At 66.6% G+C, this 23,967-nt stretch carries 20 protein-coding genes; 10 read left to right on the plus strand and 10 right to left on the minus strand.

Annotated features, from left to right (window positions below; genetic code table 11):
- Position 1 precedes the first annotated feature (1 nt).
- A complete protein-coding gene (locus ACY65G_RS26140; RefSeq protein ID WP_465000207.1) occupies positions 2-478 on the minus strand; it encodes a hypothetical protein in 477 nt (158 codons plus the stop codon).
- A 38-nt stretch (positions 479-516) separates the two neighbouring features.
- On the minus strand, positions 517-723 hold the full coding sequence (locus ACY65G_RS26145) for a hypothetical protein (protein ID WP_465000208.1): 207 nt from the start codon (positions 721-723) through the stop codon (positions 517-519).
- A gap of 114 nt (positions 724-837) precedes the next feature.
- On the opposite strand from ACY65G_RS26145, the gene ACY65G_RS26150 reads away from it, so the two are divergent.
- From ACY65G_RS26150 to ACY65G_RS26190, 9 genes are all read left to right on the plus strand, one after another.
- Positions 838-1,215 (plus strand): hypothetical protein, encoded by a 378-nt coding sequence (locus ACY65G_RS26150; protein WP_465000209.1) that lies wholly within the window; start codon positions 838-840, stop codon positions 1,213-1,215.
- Positions 1,216-1,362: 147 nt separating this feature from the next.
- A complete protein-coding gene (locus tag ACY65G_RS26155; RefSeq protein ID WP_465000210.1) occupies positions 1,363-2,721 on the plus strand; it encodes a GIN domain-containing protein in 1,359 nt (452 codons plus the stop codon).
- A 271-nt stretch (positions 2,722-2,992) separates the two neighbouring features.
- Positions 2,993-3,889 carry a glucosamine kinase nucleotide-binding domain-containing protein gene (locus ACY65G_RS26160; protein ID WP_465000211.1) on the plus strand — a complete coding sequence of 299 codons (897 nt, stop codon included), beginning with the start codon at positions 2,993-2,995 and terminating at the stop codon, positions 3,887-3,889.
- 3 nt (positions 3,890-3,892) lie between these two features.
- The gene (locus tag ACY65G_RS26165) at positions 3,893-4,627 is read left to right on the plus strand and encodes a GntR family transcriptional regulator (RefSeq protein WP_465000212.1); all 735 of its coding nucleotides are present in this window, start codon (positions 3,893-3,895) and stop codon (positions 4,625-4,627) included.
- Complete coding sequence (gene nagA, locus ACY65G_RS26170) at positions 4,624-5,751, plus strand: N-acetylglucosamine-6-phosphate deacetylase (protein ID WP_465000213.1); 1,128 nt, start codon at positions 4,624-4,626, stop codon at positions 5,749-5,751. Before ACY65G_RS26165 ends, nagA begins: the two co-directional genes overlap by 4 nt.
- The gene (locus ACY65G_RS26175) at positions 5,741-6,754 is read left to right on the plus strand and encodes an SIS domain-containing protein (protein WP_465000214.1); all 1,014 of its coding nucleotides are present in this window, start codon (positions 5,741-5,743) and stop codon (positions 6,752-6,754) included. Before nagA ends, ACY65G_RS26175 begins: the two co-directional genes overlap by 11 nt.
- 37 nt (positions 6,755-6,791) lie before the next feature.
- Positions 6,792-8,282: a beta-N-acetylhexosaminidase gene (gene nagZ / locus ACY65G_RS26180; protein WP_465000215.1), complete on the plus strand. Its 1,491-nt coding sequence runs from the start codon at positions 6,792-6,794 to the stop codon at positions 8,280-8,282.
- A complete protein-coding gene (locus ACY65G_RS26185) occupies positions 8,279-9,628 on the plus strand; it encodes an MFS transporter (protein WP_465000216.1) in 1,350 nt (449 codons plus the stop codon). Before nagZ ends, ACY65G_RS26185 begins: the two co-directional genes overlap by 4 nt.
- Before the next feature lie 146 nt (positions 9,629-9,774).
- The gene (locus ACY65G_RS26190; RefSeq protein ID WP_465000217.1) at positions 9,775-11,079 is read left to right on the plus strand and encodes a tetratricopeptide repeat protein; all 1,305 of its coding nucleotides are present in this window, start codon (positions 9,775-9,777) and stop codon (positions 11,077-11,079) included.
- A gap of 87 nt (positions 11,080-11,166) precedes the next feature.
- On the opposite strand, the gene ACY65G_RS26195 is transcribed toward ACY65G_RS26190, so the two are convergent.
- The 3 genes from ACY65G_RS26195 to ACY65G_RS26205 form a co-directional block, all read right to left on the minus strand.
- A complete protein-coding gene (locus ACY65G_RS26195) occupies positions 11,167-12,147 on the minus strand; it encodes a glycoside hydrolase family 18 protein (RefSeq protein WP_465000218.1) in 981 nt (326 codons plus the stop codon).
- The gene (locus ACY65G_RS26200; RefSeq protein WP_465000219.1) at positions 12,144-12,989 is read right to left on the minus strand and encodes a cupin-like domain-containing protein; all 846 of its coding nucleotides are present in this window, start codon (positions 12,987-12,989) and stop codon (positions 12,144-12,146) included. The genes ACY65G_RS26195 and ACY65G_RS26200 overlap by 4 nt, the downstream gene beginning before the upstream one ends.
- Positions 12,990-13,201: 212 nt before the next feature.
- Positions 13,202-16,003: a TonB-dependent receptor gene (locus ACY65G_RS26205; protein ID WP_465000220.1), complete on the minus strand. Its 2,802-nt coding sequence runs from the start codon at positions 16,001-16,003 to the stop codon at positions 13,202-13,204.
- Between the two features lie 395 nt (positions 16,004-16,398).
- On the opposite strand from ACY65G_RS26205, the gene ACY65G_RS26210 reads away from it, so the two are divergent.
- On the plus strand, positions 16,399-17,136 hold the full coding sequence (locus tag ACY65G_RS26210) for a GntR family transcriptional regulator (protein WP_465000221.1): 738 nt from the start codon (positions 16,399-16,401) through the stop codon (positions 17,134-17,136).
- A gap of 16 nt (positions 17,137-17,152) precedes the next feature.
- Here the strand turns inward: ACY65G_RS26210 and ACY65G_RS26215 are convergent, their stop codons facing one another.
- From ACY65G_RS26215 to ACY65G_RS26235, 5 genes are all read right to left on the minus strand, one after another.
- A complete protein-coding gene (locus ACY65G_RS26215) occupies positions 17,153-18,577 on the minus strand; it encodes a serine hydrolase (RefSeq protein WP_465000222.1) in 1,425 nt (474 codons plus the stop codon).
- Positions 18,578-18,754: 177 nt separating this feature from the next.
- Entirely contained in the window at positions 18,755-21,475 is a 2,721-nt protein-coding gene (locus ACY65G_RS26220; protein ID WP_465000223.1) for a M16 family metallopeptidase, read from the minus strand.
- Positions 21,476-21,653: 178 nt separating this feature from the next.
- Positions 21,654-21,965 (minus strand): DUF3579 domain-containing protein, encoded by a 312-nt coding sequence (locus ACY65G_RS26225; protein ID WP_465000224.1) that lies wholly within the window; start codon positions 21,963-21,965, stop codon positions 21,654-21,656.
- Between the two features lie 266 nt (positions 21,966-22,231).
- Entirely contained in the window at positions 22,232-23,191 is a 960-nt protein-coding gene (locus ACY65G_RS26230) for a CobD/CbiB family protein (RefSeq protein WP_465000225.1), read from the minus strand.
- 36 nt (positions 23,192-23,227) lie between these two features.
- Complete coding sequence (locus ACY65G_RS26235) at positions 23,228-23,899, minus strand: CoA pyrophosphatase (protein WP_465000226.1); 672 nt, start codon at positions 23,897-23,899, stop codon at positions 23,228-23,230.
- Positions 23,900-23,967: the final 68 nt, after the last annotated feature.

Genomic DNA, 23,967 nt, shown 5'->3' on the forward strand with positions numbered 1-23,967 from the left:
GTCAGCGCAGCGCGGGCGGCAGCGGCTTGAACTTGGCGCAGTAGATCTTGGAGCGGGTATCGGCGTAGGCGATGCGCCCGCCGGTGGACGTTTCGCGCACCGGTGTCGCGGAACCCGTGATTGTCGCATAGCGCAGGCCGTCGCGCTGCGTGATCGCCGCCGCCAGCTTGTCCGGCGTGGTGTCGGCCACCGCGCCCACGAAGCGGTAGGGAAAGGTTTCGTCGCTGACGATCACTTCGCGCACGGCAAAGCCCCACAGCTTCGCCTCGGGCGTGCGGAACCAGTACGCGCCGCCCTCGCGCTTGTAGGGCTGGCCGAACCAGCGCACCATGTAGTCGAAATAATAGCGGTTCGAAGTCTGGTCGCGGCACAGCAGGCCGTTACCCATCACCACGCCGAAATGCGTGGGTACTTTCGCCTGCAGCGGCGGCGCGACGACCCCGCCGAGGATGCAGCCGAGGAACAGCGAGGCCTTCACGGCGCTGGACTTTGCAACTGCTGCAGCCCCTGCACCCCTTACAGCTTTTGCAACCATTTGCGGTTGGCGGCGATCCTGGCCTTGGCCGATTCCGGGAGCGCTTCGTAGCAACCCGGGTACTGTTTCAGCGCACTTTCCGGCACCTGCTTTTCCTGCCCGTTGATGAGGAACACGTACAACGTCCCGCCCTGATCGGTTTTCCGGGTGCCTAAATACTTGATCATTTTGCGAAATTCCTCCGACATGCATTATGACACCTCCTTGCGGCGGCCGGCATCTACGGCGTCTATTTTCCGCGAATCGTTATCATTTCGCTACGGACTATGCTTTAATAGGCAGGCTCAAGCCGGGACGGGACCATGATGAAAATCGTTCGTGCAGTTGCCTTTGCCACCGCAGCATCCGCCGCCACCGTCCACGCGGCGCCAGAACCGGTCACCTTTGCCACCTGGCAGATGGCGGACGTGAATGACGTGACGCAAGCCTGGTATTTCACGGGTGAAGCCCTGTCGGGTTATCACCGCGACGGCGCGCCATGGGCGCAGGGGCAGCCGTCCCTGCGCCTCTCCACCGATACGGCGCTTGCACCGGCGCCGCCCGCCATGCCGGCGGTGCCCATGCCGGCCAGGGTCGAGGTGCCGCCCACACTTCCCGAACCGGACATGGCATCGATGCTGCTGGTCGGGCTGGCGCTGATCTTCCTGAAAGTGAGCCGCAAGGAAGACCGGTTCGACTGAACGCCCGCCCCCCGCCAGTCATTCCGCCTGTCGCCTCATTCTGCCGCCGGCACCGCGTTTTCACCAGTCCATCCCGCCGCCCTCGCCCGGCGGGCGCTGCTCGCTTACCCTGTTGGCATCCCGTCATGCTTTTCCAATGAGGCCAACATGAACCGCCCCTCGTTCCCGCTTGCTTTCCCGTTCGCCCTGCTCGCCCTGCCTGCCCTCATCTTGCAGGCAGCCCCTGCCGCCCACGCTGCCCCGGCAACGGCAAGCGCCACCGAGACCCGCGACATCGGCACCTTCACCGCGATCGACCTCTCCGGTCCCTTCGACGTGCATGTCGATGCCCAGGCACCGCGCTCGCTGCGGCTGGCGGGCCCCGCGAAGGAGCTGGCCGATATCGAAACGTTCATCGACCGCGATACGCTCGTGGTGCGCCGCAAGGGTCATGGCGGCTGGCACTTCGGCTTCGGCAAGCGCCGCGAGCCCGTCACGGTGACGATCGGCGCGCCGCAACTGGCCAGCCTGCGCGCCGCCGGCAGCGGCGACGTGCGGCTGGACCGCGCGCGCGGCGACACGCTGCAACTGGCCGTGACCGGCCCCGGCGACCTGCAGGCCAATGGCAACGTGCGCGAGCTGTCCGTGCGCGGCAGCGGCAGCGGCGACATCGACCTGCGCGGCCTGCGCACGGCCACCTTGCGCCTGAAATTGAGCGGGCCGGGCGACGTGGAAGCCGCCGGCATTACCCAGGAACTGGCGGCCGACGTGACGGGCTCCGGCGACCTGCAAGTGAATGACCTGCGCGCCGACAAGGTCAGCACCGCGCTGACCGGCCCCGGCTCCGTCACGCTGCAAGGCCGCAGCCGCGAAATCCACGCCACGCTGGCCGGTTCCGGCGACCTGGAGGCATGTGCCCTGGCGGTGGAAAGCGCCAGCGCGAACCTGTCGGGCCCGGGCAGCGCCTGCGTTGCCGGCACAATCCGCAAGATGGAGGCACGGGTGCGCGGTTCCGGCGACCTGGAGGCACGCGGCCTGCAGACGCAGAGCCTGCGCGTGCAGCTCGATGGCCCCGGCAGCATGAAGCTGGCCGGCACGACGGCGGCGCTGGAAGCGTCGGTGAGCGGCTCGGGCAATTTCGATGGCGAAGCGCTGGCGGCCGGCCGGGCCGTGCTGCGCGGCCACGGCCCCGGCAACATCCACCTGCAGCGGGTGACGGACTCGCTGGACGCCGAACTGCGCGGCTCGGGCGACCTGACCGCGCGGGCGGAGGCGAAGAGCGTGCGGCTGGTGCTGGGCGGCCCGGGCACCGCCCACCTGCAGGGCAGCACGGCACGGCTGGCGGCCACGCTGACCGGCTCGGGCGGCATCGATGGCCGCGAACTGCTTGCCGACCAGGCCCAGGTCTCGGTGCGCGGTCCAGGCAATGCCGTCGTCAATGTGCGCGGCAAGGTCGAAACACATGGCAGGGCCGGACCCGACCGGCTGGTGACGATCGACCGTGACGGCACGCGCGACATGCGCTGACGCCTCCTCCTCCCGTCCTTCCCGGCCCGGCCGGGAGAACCCGGCCACGTGCCGGGTTTTTGCTTTTGGTATTAGCCAAACCGGTACTATACATACCAGATGGGATACCATTTATATCTAATAATTTTCCATTAATAAACATGTACTTATCTAATATTACCCCGGCTTCGACTCTTCATCGAAACGCGTCTCGATAATACCAGTTAAATACCTGTTGACAAGCTGGTTAGGTCACCCTATAGTCACTTCGATTTCTTCCTACACCTCTCCTATGATCGATTATCTGATCGGCGTCGACGGCGGCGGCACCGGCACCCGGGTGCGTCTCGCAGGGCCGGACGGCACGTTACTTGGCGAAGGCAGCAGCGGACCGTCCGCCCTGCTGCATGGCATTCCCAACGCATGGCAATCCGTCGAACAGGCGGCGGCAAAGGCGTTCGCGGCGGCCGGCATTCCGGTTCCGCAGCGCGAATGCATCGCGGTCGGGCTGGGGCTGGCCGGCGTCCACAACAAAGGGTGGGCGGCGGACTTCATCGGTGCCAATCCCGGCTACGCGGCGGTGGCGCTGGAAACGGATGCCTACACCACGGTGCTCGGCGCGCACGAGGGCCGGCCCGGTGCCATCATCGCCCTCGGCACGGGCAGCGTCGGCGAGGCGCTGTGCGAGGATGGCTCGCGGCGCGAAGTGGGCGGCTGGGGCTTCCCGTCCGGCGATGAAGCGGGCGGTGCCTGGATCGGCATGCACGCGGTGAACCACGTGCAGCACGTGATCGACGGCCGTGCCGCAGCCAGCGCGTTTGCCGATGCCGTCATCGAGCACTGCGGCGGCAGCCGCGACGCCATCCAGCTGTGGCTCGCCAGCGCCACGCAAACCCTGTATGCGCAAGTGGCGCGCATCGTGCTGGCCCATGCGGACAGCAACGATACGGCGCGCGAGATCATGATCGAAGCGGGCCGCCAGGTGGCGCTGATCGCCGGCGCGCTTGACACGACGGCCAGGTTGCCGATCGCCCTGTGCGGCGGCCTCGCGGAACCGATGCGCGCCTTCCTGCCGGGCGACCTGCTGGCGCGCATCGTGCCCGCCAATGGCGACTCCGCGGCCGGCGCGCTGCAACTGATCCGGCAAAGCCTGCCCGCGGATTCTGCACATGCCGCCGTGAAGGAGTAGACCATGCCCGCCCGACTGCGCGATTTCCACCCCGATGCAACAAGCGACACGCCGCTGTACATGCAACTGGCGAACCGTCTGTCCGACGGCATCGCCGGCGGCGACTGGCGCGCCAACGAGGCACTGCCTTCCGAACGCGTGCTGTCCGACGCGCTGAACATCTCGCGCGTCACCGCGCGCAAGGCGATCGACCTGCTGTGCGACCGCGGCATGCTCACGCGCCGCCGCGGTTCCGGCACCTACATCACGCCGAAGCTGGAACAGCCCCTGTCGCGCCTGACGAGTTTTTCCGAAGAGCTGCGCCAGCGCGGCTTTACCGCCGGCTCGCGCTGGCTGCAGCGGGAGATCGGCATCGCCGCGCCACTGGAACTGCTGTCGCTGGGGTTGTCGCCGAACGTGCCGGTAGCGCGCCTGAAGCGGCTGCGCACGGCGGACGACGTGGTGATGGCGATCGAGACATCGACGATCCCCGCCGCCTACATCCCCGATCCGCAGCGCGTGACCGATTCGCTGTACGGCTACCTGGAAGCGCACGGCACGGTGCCGATGCGGGCGCTGCAGCATATCCGCGCGATCAATGCCACGCCCGAACAGGCCAGGCTGGCCGATATCGCGCCCGGCACGGCCATGCTGCACATCACGCGCGTGAGCTACCTGGAAAGCGGCGCCGCGGTGGAATTGACCCACTCGTGGTGCCGCAGTGATTATTATGAATTCGTAGCGGAGTCGCGTCGATGAACGATGCAAGCAATCTCGATACCCTCAAGGGCAATATCCTTACCCCGGGCGGCTGGATCGCCGGCACCCTCGCCTTCGGCGAACGCGTCGCCGGCATCGACGGCAGCGCCGTCGATCCGAAGCTGAACGGGGACGACTACATCCTGCCCGGCTTCGTCGACCTGCACGTGCATGGCGGCGCCGGGCGCGACGTGATGGAAGGCGGCGACGCCGTCCACAGGATCGCCGCGATGCACGCCCGCCACGGCACCACCAGCATCCTGGCCACGACGATGACGGCGCCGCCGGAAGACATCGACGTGGCATTGACGGCGATCGGCGCGGCGGTGCGCGAGCGCGGCAAAGGTGAAGCCCGCGTGCTGGGCGCGCACCTGGAAGGCCCGTACATCAATTCCGGCAAGCTGGGCGCGCAACCGAATTTCGCGCGTGCCGCCACGCTGGCCGAAGTCAAACGGCTCGAGCTCCTTGCTCCGCTGCGGGTCATCACGGTGGCGCCGGAAATCGCCGGGCACCTGACGCTGGTGCGCGAGCTGGCCGACGAAGGCATGCGCGTGCAGATCGGCCACACGCTGGGTTCCTATGAAGATGGCGTGGCCGCCCTGGAACACGGCGCGGCCGGCTTCACGCACCTGTTCAATGCCATGAGTCCCCTGCACCACCGCGAACCCGGCATGGTCGGCGCGGCGCTGGCCCATGCGCAGTTCGCCGAACTGATTCCCGACCTGCTGCACGTGCACCCCGGCGCCATCAAGACGGCGCTGCGCGCGATCCCGAGGCTGTATTGCGTGACCGATTCCACGTCCGCCACCGGCATGCCGGACGGCGAATACATGCTGGGGCGGCATACGGTGCACAAGTGCATGGGCGGCGTGCGCCTGCCGGACGGCACGCTGGCGGGCAGCACGCTGACGCTGGACCAGGCGCTGCGCAACCTCGTGGGCCTGGGGCTCGACCTGGCCGATGCGTCGGCCCGCGTATCCACGCACGCCGCCGATTACCTGGGCCTGGAAGAGCGTGGCCGCCTGGCCGCTGGCGCATGGGCCGACATCGTGGTGCTCGACCGCGACCTCAAACTGAAAGCCGTCTACATCGAAGGAGAATGCGTTGACCTCAATGATGCTTAAGGAAGCGCTGTCCGCGGCCGAATGCGTGGCCGGACAGCTGGCGCACGACATCGACCGCTACGCGGAACTGGGCCGCAAGCTCGCCGGCACGCCATTTTCCACGGCGCTCACCGTGGCGCGCGGCAGCTCCGACCATGCATCGAACTACATCGCGTACCTGATCATGGCGCGCCTCGGCCGCGTGGTCGCCTCGCTGCCGATGTCGCTCGTCACGCTGCACAAGTCGCCGCTCGTCACGCGCGATACGCTGACGATCGCCGTGTCGCAATCGGGCCAGAGCCCGGACGTGGTCGAGCCGATCCGCTACTTCCGCGACGGCGGCGCCACGACCGTGGCGCTCGTCAACGACATCGACTCGCCGCTGGCGCAGGCCGCCGAGTGGGCGATGCCGCTGCGCGCCGGCAAGGAGCAGAGCGTGGCCGCCACGAAGAGCTTCATCACGTCGCTGGTGGCCGGCGCCCGCATGGTCGCCAACTGGCAGGACGACCGGGAACTGAAGGATGGCCTGGCGGCGTTGCCCGACGCGCTGCGGGCGGCCACGCAGGCCGACTGGCAGCAGGCCGTGGACGTGCTGGCGCCGGCCCGCAACATCATGGTGGTGGGCCGCGGCATCAGCTTCCCCGTGGCGCTGGAGGCATCGCTGAAATTCAAGGAAACGTCGGCGCTGCAGGCCGAGGCGTTTTCCGGCGCCGAGATCAAGCACGGCCCGATGGCGCTGATCGACGAAGGTTATCCGCTGCTGATCTTCGCCACGCGCGGCCCCACGCAGGCGGGCCTGCTGGCGCTGGCGGAAGAGATGCGCGGCCGCGGTGCGCGCGTGCTGCTGGCCGCGCCCGACGATGTGGCGCAGCGCGACCTCACGCTGCCGGTGGCCGCCACGCCGGACCTGGACCCGATCGTGGCGGTCCAGGCGTTCTACGTGATGGCCGCGAAACTGTCGGCCGCGCGCGGGCTCGACCCGGACAAGCCCCGGCACCTGTCCAAGGTCACCAAGACCAACTGATTTTCCGGCCGTCCTTCAACATCTTTCAATGCATCCAATGAGCGAACCAGGCGAACTACGCAAGCTGGCGGGCCAGCTGATCATGATCCGTTTCCCCGGCACCGAGCTCGATGCCGCCACGGCGGATTTCCTCAAGGCGAACGGCATTCGCGCCGTGTGCCTGTTTCGCGGCAACATGACGGACCACGCGCAGCTGTCGAAGCTGACCGCCGACCTGCGCGCGGCGCTCGGCCCCGAGGCGCTGATCGCGATCGACCAGGAAGGCGGCGCCGTGGTGCGCGCCACGTGGGTGCCGGCGCCGCCGGCGGCGATGGGACTCGGCGCGGCGGATGACACCGGCCTGGCACGCCGCACCGGCGCTGCCGTGGCACGCGCCGTGAAGGCGCTGGGCTTCAACTGGAACTTCGCGCCCGTGCTGGACCTGAACAACAATCCGCACAACCCCGTGATCGCCGAGCGCTCGTTCGGCGCCGAACCGCAACGGGCGGCCGAGCTGGCGATGGCGTGGATGGCCGGCAGCGAGGAAGAAGGCGTAGCCTGCTGCGTGAAGCATTTCCCCGGCCATGGCGACACGAGCGTGGATTCTCACCGCGACCTGCCCACCGTCGACAAGCCGCGCAGCGAACTGGAAGCGTTCGAATTCGCGCCGTTCCGCATTGCCGCGCCGATGGCGCCGGCCGTGATGACGGCGCACATCGTCTACCCCGCCATCGATGCCGACAATCCGGCCACGATGTCGCCGGCAATCCTGGACGGCATCCTGCGCCGCGAATGGCACTACGACGGCGTGATCATCACCGACGGCATGGACATGCACGCGATCGCCGGCCGCTACGGTGCCGGCAACGCGGCCGTGCGGGCACTGGCTGCCGGGGCCGACATGGTGATGGCCCTCGGCACGCCGCAAACCCAGGATGAAACGCTGGAGGCCATCGCGCAGGCCATCGCCGACGGCACGATCACCCGCGCGCAGGTCGACGAACGGCTGGCCCGCCTTTCCGCGCTGGCCGCGAAGTATCCGTGCGCACCGCGCGACTATGCCGAGGACGCCGTCGACCGCGCCATCATGGCCGAGGGCTGGCGCCGCGCGCTCACGGCCCGCGGCAACCCGCAACGGCCCGCGGCCGGCAGCAAGGTCCGCCTCGTGGTGCGGCAGGACGTCGTCAGCGACGGCGTGTCGGAAGCGGGCGTGCCGGCGGCGAAAGTGGCCGAGTCCCTGCGCCGCCTGTACGACGTGGAACTGGTGACGTTCGCCGATGCCGAAGGCTTCGACTGGTCCGCCCTGCCGGCGGACGGGCGCTACACCATCCTCGCTTCCACGTCGCGCCTGCGCTATGGCCCGCATGCGCGCGCCACGTGGCGGCCCGACCTGCACGTGGCGCTGTGGAACCCCTACCAGGCGCTCGACATCGATGCGCCGGCCCTGATGACCTATGGCTTCGCCGCGCCGGCGCTCGACGCCGTCAACGCCTGGCTGGCCGGCGAGCTGCAGGCGCAGGGCAAGTGCCCGGTGCCGGGCTTTGCATGACCGGCAGCGCCGACATGAGCACGGACAAGACGATGCAGGACACCGCCTCCGCACGCCGGCCGCAGTTCTGGGTGCCCACGCTGTACCTGGCCCAGGGCCTGCCGTTCTACGCGATCACGGTGGTCGCGGCGCAGATGTTCAAGAGCATGGGCGTGGCGAATGGCGATATCGCGCGGTGGACCGCGGCGATCGGGATGGCGTGGGTGCTCAAGCCGCTCTGGAGCCCGTTCCTGGAACTGGCGCCCAGCAAGAAGGCCGTCGTGGTCACGTTCCAGCTGGTGGGCGGCGCCTGCATGGGCCTCGTTGCCCTTGCGTTGCAGTTGCCCTCCTGGTTCGCTGCCTGCCTGGCGATGCTGTGGCTGGTGGCGATCAGCGCCGCTACCCACGATATCGCGTGCGATGGCCTGTACATCGCCAGCCTGACGAAGAAGCAGCAGGCCCAGTATGCCGGCTGGACGGGCACGTTCTTCAACGCGGGCCGTTTCATCTCGATGGGCGGCCTGGTGATCCTGGCCGGCTACCTGGAAAAGACGCAGGGCATCACGGCCGCATGGACGATCGTCTTCTGCATCCTGGCGGTGGCGATGACCGCGCTCGGCATGTACCACGGCTGGTCGCTGCCGGCCGCAAGGAACCCGACCGGCGCCGGACACACGGCGGCCGACATCGCCCGCACGCTTCGGGAAGTGATCATCGATTTCTTCAACAAGCCGGGCATCTGGGTGTCGATCCTGTTCATCATCCTGTTCCGCGCCGGCGAGGCGCAGGTGCAGACGATCGGGCCGCTGTTCCTGCGCGATACGCTCGCCAAGGGCGGCCTGGGGCTCACCACCGACCAGGTGGGCATCGTGTACGGCACGTCCGGTACGATCGCCTTCATCGTGGGCTCGATCGCCGGCGGCTATTTTTCATCCTGGCTGGGGCTGCGCCGCGCGATCCTGCCGCTGATCCTGGCGGTGAACCTGCCGAACCTCGTGTTCTGGTACCTGTCCACGTGGCAGCCGCAGGACCTGGCGATCATCGGCGCCGCGCTGTCCGCCGAGATGTTCGGCTATGGTTTCGGCTTCGTCGGCATCATCCTGTACATGATGCAGGTGGTCGCTCCCGGTAAATACACGACCGCGCATTACGCTTTCGCGACGGGCATCATGCAGCTCGGGCAGGTGCTGTTCAGGTGGATCAGCGGCGATGTCCAGACGGCGATCGGCTACCAGCACTTTTTCGTGTGGGTACTGGTGGCGGCGATTCCCGTGGCCATCCTGTCGCAGTTCATTCCGATGGCATCGCGGGTGGTCGAAGACGCCGCACAGCCGGATGGCGAGCCCCAGGCGACAGCGGCGCAGTGAGCCGATTTGATTGCGGTACCAATGGCGCGGCGAATGCTTCCGTAGTATCTTTACGCGTCGCCGCAGTTGCGTAATCTGAAACCCTATTCATTTTGAAATTTATGGGACAATAAGTGTTTGTCCCTTGATTGAAGGATTTTTTCATCATGCCCCAGTTCCGTCTCGCCCGCATCAGCCTCCTGCTGGCAGCCATCGGCCTGAACGCCGCTTTCGCGCTGCCCGCTGCGGCATTCGCCCAAGACAAGCCCGCAGCCCAGGCCGAGGCACCGAAGGACACCGTGCGCCCTGAGATCTTCAAGCTGGTCGATCCGGCCCAGATCAAGCCGCTGATGGATGCCAAGAACTACGCCGAAGTGAAGAGCCGCCTGGCCCAGGCCGATGCGTTGCCGAACCGGACCGTGTACGAAGATTTCGTACTGAACCGCATGCGCATCTCCGTGGCCTCGGCCACCAACGACACCGCAACGCTGACGACCGCGCTGGAAGCCGTGATCAATTCCGGCAAGCTGCAGCCGACCGAGCAGCGCGACTTCGTGCAGGCACTGGCCACGCAGTACTACAACAACAAGGATTACCCGAAGGCGATCACCTGGTTCAACCGCTACCAGACCGAGACCGGCGATACCAAGGTACGCCCGTACATCATCCGCGCCCACTACTTCAACAACGACTTCGCCACCGCGAAGACGGAACTGCTGAAAGACCTGGACGCACACCAGAAGGCCGGCACCACGCCGAAGCTGGAAGAGCTGCAACTGCTGGCCAACTCCGGCGCGAAGACCAAGGACCAGGCCACTTACCTGGTGGCGCTGGAAAACCTGGTGCGTTACTACCCGAACGACGATTACTGGCTCGACCTGCTGAGCCGCACGCAGGGCAAGGCCAGCTACTCGAACCGCTTCGCGCTGGACGTGCTGCGGCTTGAAAAAGTGGCCGTGTCGAAGATGGCCGCCGAAGAGTACACGGCCCTGGCCGAACTGGCGCTGCTGGCAGGCCAGCCGATCGAAGCGAAGCAGGCGCTGGATGCCGGATTCTCGAACGGCGTGCTGGGCACCGGCAACAAGGCGGCCGAGCACAAGAAGCTGCGCGCGCAGGCCGACAAGCAGGCCGCGGACGACACGAAGAACATCGGCACCGGCGAAGCCTCGGCCCGCAAGTCGAAGAACGGCACCGGCCTGATCAACCTGGGCTACGCGTACGTGACGCTGGGCCAGCACGACAAGGGCATCGCCCTGATCCAGGAAGGCATCACCAAGGGCGGCCTGCAGAACGCCGAAGACGCCAAGCTGCGCCTCGGTTACTCGTATGCGCTGGCCGGCCGCAAGGACGACGCGATCAAGACGCTGCAGACCGTGACCGGCACCGACGGCCGCGGCGACCTGGCGCGCTACTGGATCATGTGGGTGAACCGCCCTGCCGGCGGCAACGCCCAGGCGCAGGCAGCCCAGTAATCACCGACGCTTCGGCGCAAAAAAAGCGGGAATGGCCGATGGCCTTCCCGCTTTTTTTATTGTTGGCGTTGAAGCCACCAGTTTTCCCTAGCGCTTGCCATCCAATCCTTCGCGAAACGCCGCATCGAAAGCCCCCGCGGCGCCCGTCACGCCGCTGCACCGGTCGCTGGCCCCCTGCACCGCAACCTTGCACGGCTGGTCCCGATCCAGCGACCACCAGTGCAGCCCGGCCAGGCCCATCTCGTTGACCGCCGCGCCCAGCATGCGCGCATCGTCCAGCGTGAAATCGTTGCGGGCCACGTCGTTCACGCCGATCATCGGCGTCACCTCGATCTGCGCGAGCGGGATACCGTACTTTTCGTGCACGTTGCGCACCGCCTGCACCGCCGACCGGCCCATGTCGCACACGTCGCCACGCACCACGCACACATCCGGCGCCGGCGGGCCGTAATCCATCACCATCAGGTTGAACGTCCAGTCGCGCAGGCCGCCGGCGCGCACGGCGGCGAGGATCGTCTCGCCCAGCGCGTTCAGGCTGCGCCGGCTGCCGTCGGACGCCGCATGCGTGGCCACGGTGAACGAGAAACGCAGGTGCGGGCGCTTCTTCTGCGCGGTGGCGGCGCGCTGCACGAGCGAGGCGATCTGCTCCTTCGTCTGCCCCGCCTCGATGTCGAAGTCGATGCCGGCCAGGTGCCGCGAATCGTAGCGGACGATGAAGCGCTCCATGCCCTCGTCGGTGGCGCAGGTGAACACGCCGCCCTGTCCGCCCGTGGAGACCACGTAGTCCACGCCGGCTTTCGCGAAGGCCGCCACGTTGGCCTTTGCGACCTGCTCGCCCGTCTGTTCGCGCCACGTCTCGCTGCCGCATTCGCCGGTGGCGAAGGCCCACGTCAGCGCCGCCGGCTTGCCGGCCAGGTAGGGCGTGGCGTCGCGCGCGCCGATCACGTGATCCGGCGCGCGGTTCAGCGGCAGGAATTTATAGGGACTGACGACGACGCGCGGGGCCGCCACTGCGGCCGATCCGCACAGCGCCAGCAGCGCGGCGACCAAAACCTTGTTTGTCTTCATCGGGTTTCCATGGCTTGCGCCAGCACGCCGGCCTTCGTGAGGCCGCCGGCCGCCGGCGCGGTCCACCAGTAGTTGACCATGGTGTTCAGTACGCCGATCGATTCGACGTGATGCCACCACAGCGAGGGAATGTACAGCGCGTCGCCCGGCTCGAGTTCGGCGACGATCGCATGCTTTGCAGCTTCCCGGAAGCGGGGGAAGCGCTGGTAATCGGGCGAGCGAAAGTCGACGAGGCTGATCGGCGTGGGCGTCGGCGCGAAATCCAGCGGCCCGAGATACAGGTTCGCCACCTGCCCGGGCGGAAACAGCGTGAAACGGCGCCTGCCGCTGACGACGCAGGCGAGGTTGTGCGACTCATCGAAATGCGCCGGCGTGACCACCTCGTTGCCGAGCCACAGCCGCGGCTTCACCGCCGGATCGTTCAGCTGATCCAGCAGCGGCGCGCGGTTCTCCTGCGCGAAGCCGGGCAGCACGTCATCGAGCAACGCGCTCTGCATCGCTACCGCCGGCGCGACCGGGAATTGCGAATAGCGCGCCACCTGCTCGATCACGGCCGCCACCGTCCGCTTGCTGCGCACGAAGTTGAAGTCCTTCATGTCCGGCGAATAGAACAGCCGCCCCTTTTCCTCCGGCGGCATCAGCACGGTGTCCGCTACGGCGGCCGCCGCGCCCCGGCCGAAGCGCAGCAGATAGCCGCACAGCGCCTCCGGCGACCGTCGCGCTTCCGCCACGGCAGGCCAGGAATTCACGTAGCCGCGCAACACCAGGGGCAGTTGTCCAGCCTGCGAGCCGGCAAGGCTTTCAGCGGAAGCGCTGGTCAGTTCGATAGCGGCAGTGGTCATGTGCGCGAAAATTGCCAAAAACCGGGGTCAGACCCCGGTTACAGGAAATGTTTCTCAAAACCGGGGTCAGACCCCGGTTTTAGGAAATGTTTCTCAAAATCGGGGTCTGGAAGGAGTGCGCGCTGACAGGCTCGCACCGTTCCGCAGGCGCAGAACATGTTCTGCGAAACCCCTGCGCCACCCCCGGTTACAGGAAATGTTTGCTGCAGTTATCAATACTTGAACCGCAGGCCGGCGTAGTACTGGGCGCCGTTGGCGTAGAAGCGGCCCGGCTGGTCCTTGTTGTACACGTAGTTCTTCAAGGTGGGCTCGTTCAGGTTCTGGCCGCTGACGGTCAGGATCACGTTCTTCGTGATGTTCCAGTTCAGCGAGGCGGAAAGCTGCCCCACCGCGTCCTGGTACAGCGGCGTGCCGCGGTCCTGCGCGGCCAGGTAGGACGAGCGCCACGCGTAGCCGATACGGGCGTTGAACCGTTCGTTCTCGAAGTAGGCACCGACGTTGGCGGTGGTCTTCGAGGCGCCCAGCATGTCGCACGGGTCCGACGAAGTCATGGTCTGCGTGGCCGGGCAGCTGCCGAAGTCCTGCTTCGAGTCGGACAGCGTGACGTTGCCGTCCACGCCGAAGCCCGCGCCCAGCGGCATCTGCAGCGCCAGCTCGATGCCCTTCACGCTGGCATCCACGTTGATCGGCGACGTGATCGTGTAGGTCGCGAACGTCGGCTGGCCCGACTGCTGCGATGCGCGGCTGTCGATGAACGTGCCGGTGCTGCTGCCGTAGCCCACGTAGTTGTGCAGGTCCATGTAGAACACGCCGATGGAGGCCAGGGCGCGCGGTGCGAAGTACCACTGCACGGTCGCATCGAGGTTGTTCGATAACGTGGGTTTCAGCGCCGCGTTGCCGCCGTTGCCCGTATGCGTTTCATCCGTCAGCGACACGGTGCCGCCCAGCGCGCCGAAGTCCGGCCGCGTCATTGTGCGCGAGGCGCCGAAGCGGGCCACGACATCGCTGCGCACGTCGAAGCGCAGGTTCAGGCTCGGCAGGATTTCCGTGTGGTTGTTCTCGATGCGCGTCTGCTGCACGAAGCCGCCCCAGGGGAATGCCGGCAGGTTCCCGCCCGGCAGCTGGTTCGGCAGGATCTGGTAGCCGTTCGACTCGCCCTCGGTGCGCACCACGCGCACGCCCAGGTTGCCGCTCCAGCCATCGCCTTCCATCTCGGTCGACACATACGCGGCCTTGGTCTTCTCCGTCAGGTTGAACATGTCCGGATAGTAGATCCGCTCGGCGCTGCGGTTCGAGTGCACATTGCCCCATTCCTGCAAGATGGACGGATCCAGTTCCCACACGTTTTTCGGGAAATCGCCGCCCAGGTCCTTGCCGAAATCGCCCGGATACGTGTTGCCGTTCCAGGCCGGGTTCGTGTTGGCCGTGCCGGGTTCCGTGTTCGCCCAGTTCGGGCCTTGCGAGATCGCGAAGTTGCTGCGCTTGTGATCGGTGCCGCGCAGGCCAAACTTGATTTCCTTGAACGTGTCGTGATCGAGGCGGAAGGCCGCGTCGATCTGGCCGTAGGTCTCTTCGTCGGACGTGGTGGCCGGGCTGTAGCCGAACACCCAGTCCAGCACCGTGCCGGTAAAGACGGACGTATCGATGCTCGGGAACTTCACGGTGGCCGGCGAGCCCAGGCCGTTCAGCTGGTAGCTGACGCCGGAGTTGTTCACGTCGCCCTCGTACACGCCCTGCGACGGCGTGGCACCGGTGCCCTTCGTCTTGCCGATCAGGCCCGAGATGGTCAGTTGGTCGTTGACGCGCCACTTGCCGTTCAGGTCGAGGAACTCGGACTTCGCGTAGGCTCCTTCGCGCACGATGTCGTCGACGATGCCGTAGCGCAGCGGCGCGGCAGCGGTGCCCTTGTTGCTGTAGTTGACCGACGTCAGCGTGCCGTTGCGCACCGTGTACGAGTCCGGGACCACGTTGCCGCCGATGGCACCGCTGCCGTTCATGTCCGTCATGTAGTTGCGGTTGTAGTTCGACGCTTCCAGCTTCGAATTGAAGTACGTGGCTTCCAGCGAGATCTCGCGCGACGGCTTGAGCTGGGCGGCAACCAGGCCGCCCTTGCGGTGGCGCTCCTGCGTGAACAGCGAAGAGCCGATCAGGCGCGGGTACCACACGTTGGCGAGATCCGGCCGGGCCTGCGCCAGCACGCTGCCGGGCGCGATCTGCGTGTACTGCAGCAGTTCCTGGCCGTCGCGGCGCAGGCTGCGTTTCTCGGAGAACCCTTGCAGCATCACGCCGAAGGTGTTGGTGGCGTTCTTCCAGTTCACGAGGCCGGAAAATTGCGGATCGGTCTTTTCGGCCAGCGTGGAGTACACGGCCTGCACCGAGCCTTCCAGCGTCAGCGGCTCCTTGAAGTCCAGCGGGCGGCGCGTGATCACGTCGATCGAGCCGGCGGCGCCGCCTTCGACCATGTCGGCGGTCGGCGCCTTGCGCACGATGACCTGGCCGACGATCTCGGATGGCAGCAACGAGTACGACGTGGTGCGGCCCACGGCGCCACCCACCTGGTCGAGCACGAACCAGTCGCCCGACGATACGGCGTGGCCGTTGATGGTGGTCTGCGTCAGCGAAGGCGCGGTGCCGCGCAGGCTGACGCGGTCGTTCTCGTCGAAGCCGCCGGAACCCGCGGCGGACGAGCTGATGTTCACGCCGGGCAGCCGCTGCAGCGAGTCGGCCACGTTCTTGTCCGGCATTTTGCCGACGTCTTCGGCGGTGATCACTTCCACGTTGGCGGCGGCATTGCGCTTGGCCGTCAGCGACTGCTGCAGCGCCGCGCGGATGCCGGTGACGATCACCACTTCCGTTTCGGCCTGAGCCGCGCTTCCCTGCGGTGCCGCGGCTTGCTGCGCCAGGGCCGGCGCGGAGATGCCGAGCACCAGGATCGCGGCGGCGGCGGCCGCCGGCGTCAGGCGGTTGATGGCCGGGCGGTGCGTGGATGGTTGTGCTGCCTGGATGCGCTTCATGTACTCCCCCTTGATGTGCGCCCGTCTGACCGGGCCGTCCGTTCACTGATCCGTGTGCCTGGCCGGGGCACCGGTACGCCGCCGGCAGCCTGGCCATGCTGTTGTTCTGGCTGTTGCTGTTGCTTGCAAAACCAATTGAGCGCCAATATACCGCCAACCAATACCACAACACTACCAATTTCATTATTATTTTCTAATGTTGTATGCAGAATACATACCACTTTGAGATAAAACCCCGCCAGATAGCGCTAACCTCCTCTATCCGGCAGGGAATACCAGTGCGGACCGCTTTATGTATGGTCTTTTTTTGGTATTATCGACGCCGCCATTCCACGCCACCTTGCGGCCTGCGCCAGCAAGGCCGAACGATGCAGACGGACCATTGGGAGAACACATTGACTTCGCTGGCGGACATCATGCGCGGCATGGGGCAGACGGGCCTGCCCCTGTACCAGCAATTGCAGCGGGCGCTGCGGGAAGCGATCGACAAGCGGGTGTTCGGCCCGGAAGAGGCGCTGCCGGCGGAACGGCAACTGGCGGCCGACCTGTCGATTTCCCGGATCACGGTGCGCAAGGCCATCGATGGCCTCGTCGATGAAGGCCTGCTCGTACGCCGCCCCGGTTCGGGCAACTTCATCAACACCCGCATCGAAAAGAACTTCGCCAAGCTCACGTCGTTTTCGGAAGATATCCGGGCCCGCGGCCGCACGCCCCGCAGCGTGTGGCTGAAGCGTTCGGAAGGCACGGTGACGCCGGAAGAGGCGCTGCGCCTGCGGCTGTCGCCCGGCGCGCCCGTCTACCGCTTCAACCGCATCCGCTTTGCCGACGAGGTGCCGATGTGCGTCGAGTACGCGACGATCGTCGCCGCCGCCCTGCCCTCGCTCGACGCGGTGGACGTGTCGATGTACGAAGCGCTGGAAAAGACGGGCCACCGGCCCGTGCGCGCGCTGCAGCGCCTGTCCGCGCTGCTGCTCAACGCCGAGCAGGCGGAACTGCTGCACACGCGCGTGGGCGATGCCGGGCTCGCCGTGGAGCGCCTCGGCTTCCTGCGCGACGGGCGCGCGGTGGAGTTCTGCCGATCGATCTTCCGCGGCGACATGTATGACTTCGTGGCGGAGCTGAGCACGCCTTGACTCAGGCGACGAATGATCAGGGTGCGGGCGTGCGCCGGTGGGTGCTCACGCCGCGCTCGCCGTCGATCGTCATGCCGGTGACGGTGCCGCCGGCATCGCGCGAAAAGTCGACCGTCACCAGGCTGTCGCCCATCAGGAAACCATCGGGCTTGTAGTTCACCAGCGGTGCCCGCGGCCTGCCGGCGGCCTGGATCGACAAGCCGCCATCCTCGTAACGCACAGTGTGGCTGGCCTTGCCGTCGCCCGGATACACACCGGCATAGCCGGCCAGCGTGGCGGCATCGAGCCTGGCATTGGAGGGCGCCGGCAGCGCCTTGCCGGCGATGCGCATCGCCACCTGGCGGGTCAGCTTTTGCAGCGGCGCGGTGCCGGGGCCGCCTTCCCTGTTGCCCAGCACGGCCACGTAGATGCGCTCATTTGGCAGCCAGACGGCATCGGTGGCGAAGCCGTTGATATTACCGCCGTGGAAAACCACCGGCGTGCCGTGGAGCTGCCCGACGAACCAGCCGTAGCCATACGGGCCCGCCTTGCCATCGGCGAGCGTGTAGGGTGTGAACGCGCGGCGCAGCGTTTCAGGGCGCACCAGCTTGCCGTCCACGAGCGCCGCCTGCCAGCGGGCCAGGTCGTCCACGCTCGACACCAGCGCGCCGGCCGCATAGGGCCAGGCCATGCTGAGCGGCCGGCTCGGCGTGGCCTGGCCGTCGTCCACGCTGTAGCCAGCCACGGGTTTCAATGCGGGGGCCGTGCCTTCATAGCCCGTATGCGCCATGCCGAGCGGCTTGAAGATGCGCTCGTCCAGGAAGCGGGCGTACGACAGCCCGGACACTTTTTCGATGATCGCGCCGAGCAGGAAGTAACCCGAGTTGTTGTACTTGAAGGCGCTGCCGGGCGCGAATTCCGGTGCATCGTTCTTGAAGAAATCGATGCCCTGTTCGACGCTGACATCCTTGCCCATCACGTCGCCGAAATCCTTCTTGCCGGTGTAGCTGGCGATGCCCGACGTGTGCGTCAGCAGGTGTTCGATGGTGACATGCCGGCCGCCTGCCGGGTAGCCGGGCAGGAAGCGCGTGATGTCGTCGCTCAGCGCCAGCTTGCCTTCGTCGGCCAGCATCAGGATGCCGATGGCGGTGAACTGCTTCGTGATGGAACCGAGGCGCAGCACCGCATCCGGCGCCAGGGCCTGCTTCGCGTCCATGTCGGCCAGGCCATAGGCCTTGCGGAACACCGTCTTGCCGTCCTTCGTGGCGATAACGGTGGCGCCCGGCGCATCGGCCCTGAAATGGGGCGCGAGCAGCGCATCGATGCCTGCGGCAAGCGGGTCCTGTGCCGCCTGCACCGGCACGGCCTTCGTGGCTGCCGGCTGGGCGGTGGCGAACGGCGCCTGCAGCAGCAGCGCGGAAAAGGCAACGACGGCGGTGGCGATGGCGGAACGCTGGAACATGGGTTTTCCTCGACGTTAAGAAAAACACATCGTAGCCGCTGCCGTCGCGGGCGGGCAAGCCATGCGACGAACGGTCGCATGGGCATGACGAACCGGGCAAACGGGGGTGCCGCCGCGGGCCCGATTCGCAGGCCGATGTGGATGTGAACACGGCCGCGGCAGCCCCCCTGCCCGCGCTTACTTCGCCTTCGACGCGTCGCCCGCCACCACCACGACCAGCTTCGCCGGATCCACGTGTTTGCGGAAGGCGGCATTGACCTGGTCCACCGTCAGCGCCTGCAGCTTCGCTTCATGCTGCTTGCTCCACATGAACGTGCGGTCCAGGTACAGGTAGTTGGTCCACGCGCTCGCCACCACGCCGTCCTTCGTGCGGTTCTGTACGCGCTGCTGCAGCAGGCCCGACTTGGCGCCTGCCACCTCGGCGGCCGTGAAGCCGGTCTTCAGCGCCAGTGCCAGTTCTTCGCGCACGGCAGCCTCCAGCTTCTTGAGGTTTTGCGGCGCGGCGATCGCGTTGACCGAGAAGTACGACGCGCGATCCAGGTCGCCCACGAACAGGCCCGAACCGCCGCCATACGACAGGCCGTCCTTCTGGCGGATGCGGTCCATCAGGCGCGACTTCAGGCCGCCGTCGCCGAAGATGAAGTTGGCCAGTTCCAGCGCCGGGTAATCCGGATCGTCGCTGCGCAGGTCGAGGTTGATCCGTGCGGCATAGAAGCCGTTTTCCTTGTCCGGCGTGTCGATCGCCTTGCGCAACGCGGCGCGCTCCGCGTTGGCATCCAGGATGCGCGCATAGGGCATCCTGCTGTCCCATCCGGCCAGCGTGGCGGCCACCGTCTTCGCGGCAGCTTCCTTGTCGAAGTCGCCCACGATCGCCAGTTCGCCATGCGAGGCGCCGTAGAAGTCGCGGTGGTAGGCCTTCACGTCGTCCAGCTTCATCGCCTTCAGTTCGGCCAGTTGCTCGTCGATCGTCATCACGTCGCGCGGGTCGCCTTTGGGCCAGTGGTCGAAGTATTCGGCGATCGCCTGGCTGGCCAGGGCCTGCGGCTCGTTGCGGCCGGCCTCGATGCCGACGATCCATTGCTGGCGCAGCTGCTCGGACTCGGCTTCGGGGAAGGTCGGCTCCTTCAGCACGTGCGTCATCAGGCGCAGCGCTTCGTCCAGATATTCGCCGGTGGTGTCGAAGTGATAGACGCTGCCGCCGCTCATCTTCAGCTTCGACATCGCATCGGCCAGCTGCGCGCGCGTGTACTTGCCGGTGCCGCGCGTGAGCATTTCGCCGGTGACGGCGGCCACCATCGACTTGCCGAACTGGTTCTTCTCGTCGCCCCAGTGCAGCCGCAGGTTCACGGACACCGTCTCGCCGCGGTTCTTCTTCGGCAGCAGCGCCACTTCGAGGCCGCCGATCTTGCGGATCTCGGTGCGCGCCATGATGTTGTCCTGGCTCGGGTCGAAGTTCTCGGACGTGAGCACGCTTTCCTTTGCCTTGTAGTCCTTCATCACTTCCTGCGCGGTGGGCGCGGCGCCGATGACGGCGCGCTGCGGGGCATCTTCCGGCAGGAACAGGCCCACGACGCGGTTGTCGCGCCGGAAGTAGCGCGCCGACGCTTCCGCCACCTGCTGCGCGGTAATCGTCGGCAGGCTGTCGCGGCCCTGGAACAGCAGGCGCCAGTCGCCCAGTGCGATCTGCTCGGACAGCGCCACGCCCACCTGCTGCGGATCGTTCAGCGCCTTCTCGATGCCGTTGGCGAAGTTGCGGCGCGTGCGCTCCATTTCCTCCTCGCTGGGCGGCGCCTTGGCGAAGCCTTCCACGGCATCGACCAGCGCGTCGCGCACCGGCTCGACCGGCTGCCCCGCCTTGACGACGGCGCCGAACAGTTGCAGGCCCGGCGCATAGCCGGTCTGGCCGAAACTGAAGACCTGCGCCGCCTTGCCCGTTTCCACGAGCAGCTTGTGCAGGCGGCCGTTCGGCGTATCGCCCTGGATCTGGCTCATGAACTGCAGCGGGTCGGCATCCGCGTGCAGGCCGGCCGGCACCTTGTAGCCCACCAGTACCAGCTGCACGTCGCCCTTGCGCCGCACGGTGAACTGGCGCTCGCCATCCTGCGCCGGCTCCACGGTCCAGAACGGGGGCAGCTTGCGCTTCGGCTTCGGGATCACGCCGAACGACTTGCCGATCCATGCCAGGGTCTGCGACGGATCGAACTTGCCGGCCACGAGCAGCACGGCGTTGTCCGGCTGGTAGTACGTGCGGTAGAAGGCCTGCAGGTTCTCGATCTTCACGTTCTCGATGTCGCTGCGGTTGCCGATCGTGGAGCGGCCGTAGCTGTGCCAGTCGTAGGCCACGCTTTCCATCCGCTTCATCAGCACGCCGAACGGGCTGTTCTCGCCCGATTCGTACTCGTTGCGCACCACGGTCATCTCGGAGTCGAGGTCCTTCTTCGCGATGAAGGACTTCGTCATGCGCTCGGCCTCCATCTCCAGCGCCCACTTCAGGTTGCCGGAACTGGCGGGGAACACCTCGTAGTAGTTGGTACGGTCCTGCGACGTGGTGCCGTTGAAATCCATGCCGCGCTCGGCGAACTGCTGCGGGATGTTGCGGTTCTTCGGCGCGCCCTTGAACATCAGGTGTTCGAGCAGGTGCGCCATGCCCGTTTCACCGTAGTTCTCGTGGCGCGAGCCGACCAGGTAGGTGACGTTGACGGTAACGGTGGGCTTCGACGCATCGGGGAACAGCAATACCTTCAGGCCGTTCGGCAGGCGGTACTCGGTGATGCCCTCGACGGACGGCCCCTTGACCACGCCGGGCGGCAGGGCCTGGCCATGGACGGCCGGGGCGATGAAAGTGAGCGTGAAGCAGGACAGCAGTGCTGCAGGAAGGGAGGCACGGCGCAGGGTCATGTGGTTTCGCTGTTGGCGTTGGCAAAACCATATCCTACGCCGTCAGGGCGCGGCGCGGAAGGAGCCGTAACTTAAGAGAGCGCCAGAAACGCCTCGGGGCAAGGGGCGGCGTCGCAGACAGTACGCCTTTGTACGGCAAGACGCTGCAACGCAGCCATGGGGTGTTTGTCGGGCGCTCTTAAGGCTTGTCGCCGGGGCCGGGCACATAGCAGGCATCGACCACCTGCAGCTTGTTATCGAGGGCGAACTGCTTGACGAAGTGATAGGCCATCGGCTCGATCTCCTTCAGGCCCTCGTCGACGACGACGGCCTTGACGCCGTTGATCATGGTCGGCCGCACCAGCGGCGAGTACTGCAGGTGGGCATTGCGGCCGCCGGTACCCGCGGGCCGGAAGCATGACATCACACCGCACAGGCGATCGGCCCAGTCGCTGGGTCGAAACTGCTTGCCGTCGGTGGTAAGCCCAAGAATGAAGAACTCGCTGGCCATAGGCTGAGGAACTGGGTATGTGGCAGGGATACGTGCAGGGATATAACGCGCTGAGTATTATATCTTATAGAAGACCTGGGCGCCGCAGTACCCGACTGCGGCGGGTGGATTAGTGAATAATGATCGTTCGTGCCCATATCCGTTCCGCACATGTTCGTCGATGCGCCTGCCGGTGCAGCCGGCTTGCGGACCGCAAGCGCGCCCCGCATTGTAAGCCGGTTCGCGCGATCGCGGTTTTCCGCAGCGCGCCTGGCGCCGGGCATGCGTCAGCCCAGCGCCATGGCGCCGGACATCAGCAGCAGGAGCAGCATCCACAGCAGCAGCGCGCGCCAGACCAGGCCGACGGTGCTCTGCAATGCGCGCACGGTGGGTTCGTCGCCGGGCAGCGTTTCCACGTCGACGTCGCTGATATCGACGGTCGCGGCATCGGCCGGCACCACCTTGGCGGCGTTTTCGTGCGGCGTGCCGAGGCGCACGCCCATCGCGCCGCCGCCGGCGGCGAGGATGATGCCGATCGCCTCGTCGCGCCAGCGGTGGGCGAAGTTGCGCCAGGCGTAGATCGCGTCCTCGAAATTGCCGACGACGGCGAACGCCACGGCCGTCAGGCGCGCGGGAATCCAGTCGATCCAGTAGAACGCCTTCGCGGCGAACTGGCCGAACGCCTCGTTCTTCATGTGGTCCGGCTCGTTCCAGGCGCGCGCCAGGTACTCGGACACGCGGTACATCACGGCGGCGGCGGGCCCGAGCGGCAGCAGGAACCAGAAGAACACGCCGAACACGTTGCGGTGCGTGGTGATCAATGCCTTTTCGACGGCGATGCGGGCGATTTCGTTCGCTTCCAGGCCCACCGTATCGTGCTTCGTCCATTCGGCCAGCAGGCCGCGGGCGGTGGCTTCGTCGCCGGCGTTCAGCGCCAGCTGGATCGAGGTGAAGTAATGGCTGTAGTGGCGAAAACCCAGGGTAAGGTAGACGATCAGCACGTTCCATGCGAACGCGCCCAGGATCAGGTTATAGCGCAGCAGGGCCCAGTAGATGAGCGCGGTGGGCACCATCAGGGCCGCCATCACCAGGAACCAGCCCATGCGGCCGTGGCTTGCCTGCCCCGCGTTGAACCAGGTTTCCATGCGCACCGCGAACATTTTGATGTTGGCGTAGATCGGGTTATCCGCGCGCAGCGGCTTCATTTGCTCGAGCAGCAGCGCGCAGAGAATCGAAAGAAAAGTCATCTAAATCCCTTGGGGTGCAATGTGCGCTACGATAGCTTAAGCGCGCAAGAAATGAAACAGGTTGCGCAGCATGCCGGCCGTGGCGCCCCAGACGAAATGCCCCTCGTAAGGCATGGTGTAGAACGTTCGTTTTCCACCCGGCGCACCTTCCGGCACCGTTGCCGAACGCACCTCGTGATGGGCACCGTCCATCAGGAACCGCAGCGGCACCTCGAAGATCTCGGCCACCTCGAACGGGTCGGCCTTCAGTTCGAACGGCGGCCGCACCAGGCCCACCACCGGCGTCACCGCATACCCGGTGCCCGTGTAGTACAGCGGCAGCGTGCCCAGGATATCGATGTGGCGGCGGTGCAGGCCGATCTCCTCTTCCGTTTCGCGCAGCGCGGTGTCGATGGCATCGGCATCGTCATGCTCGGCGCGCCCGCCGGGAAAGGCGACCTGGCCGGCATGGTCGTGCAGGTGCGCGGTGCGCTGCGTCAGCAGCACCGTGAGGCCGCCCTCGCGCTCGACCAGCGGCACCAGCACGGAGGCCGACGTGGGATGCGGTTTCGCGGCGCGCGATTCGTCGGACGTTTCGGGCAACCAGTCGGGCGGCGCGGCAAAGCGTTCGCGCAGCCAGCCTGCTGCGAGGCGCTCGGGCGGTACCGGCGGCTCGCCGGCGATGGCGTCGATGGGCAGTCTGGCGGGGTCGAAGGAAGGCTTGGCCAAGGTGGTCTCCAGGTGGCGATGCAGGAAGTGATGACTGCGCAGCAATACCCGCAAGTATGGGCGAATGG

The organism is Pseudoduganella sp. jia 12, assembly GCF_055502675.1.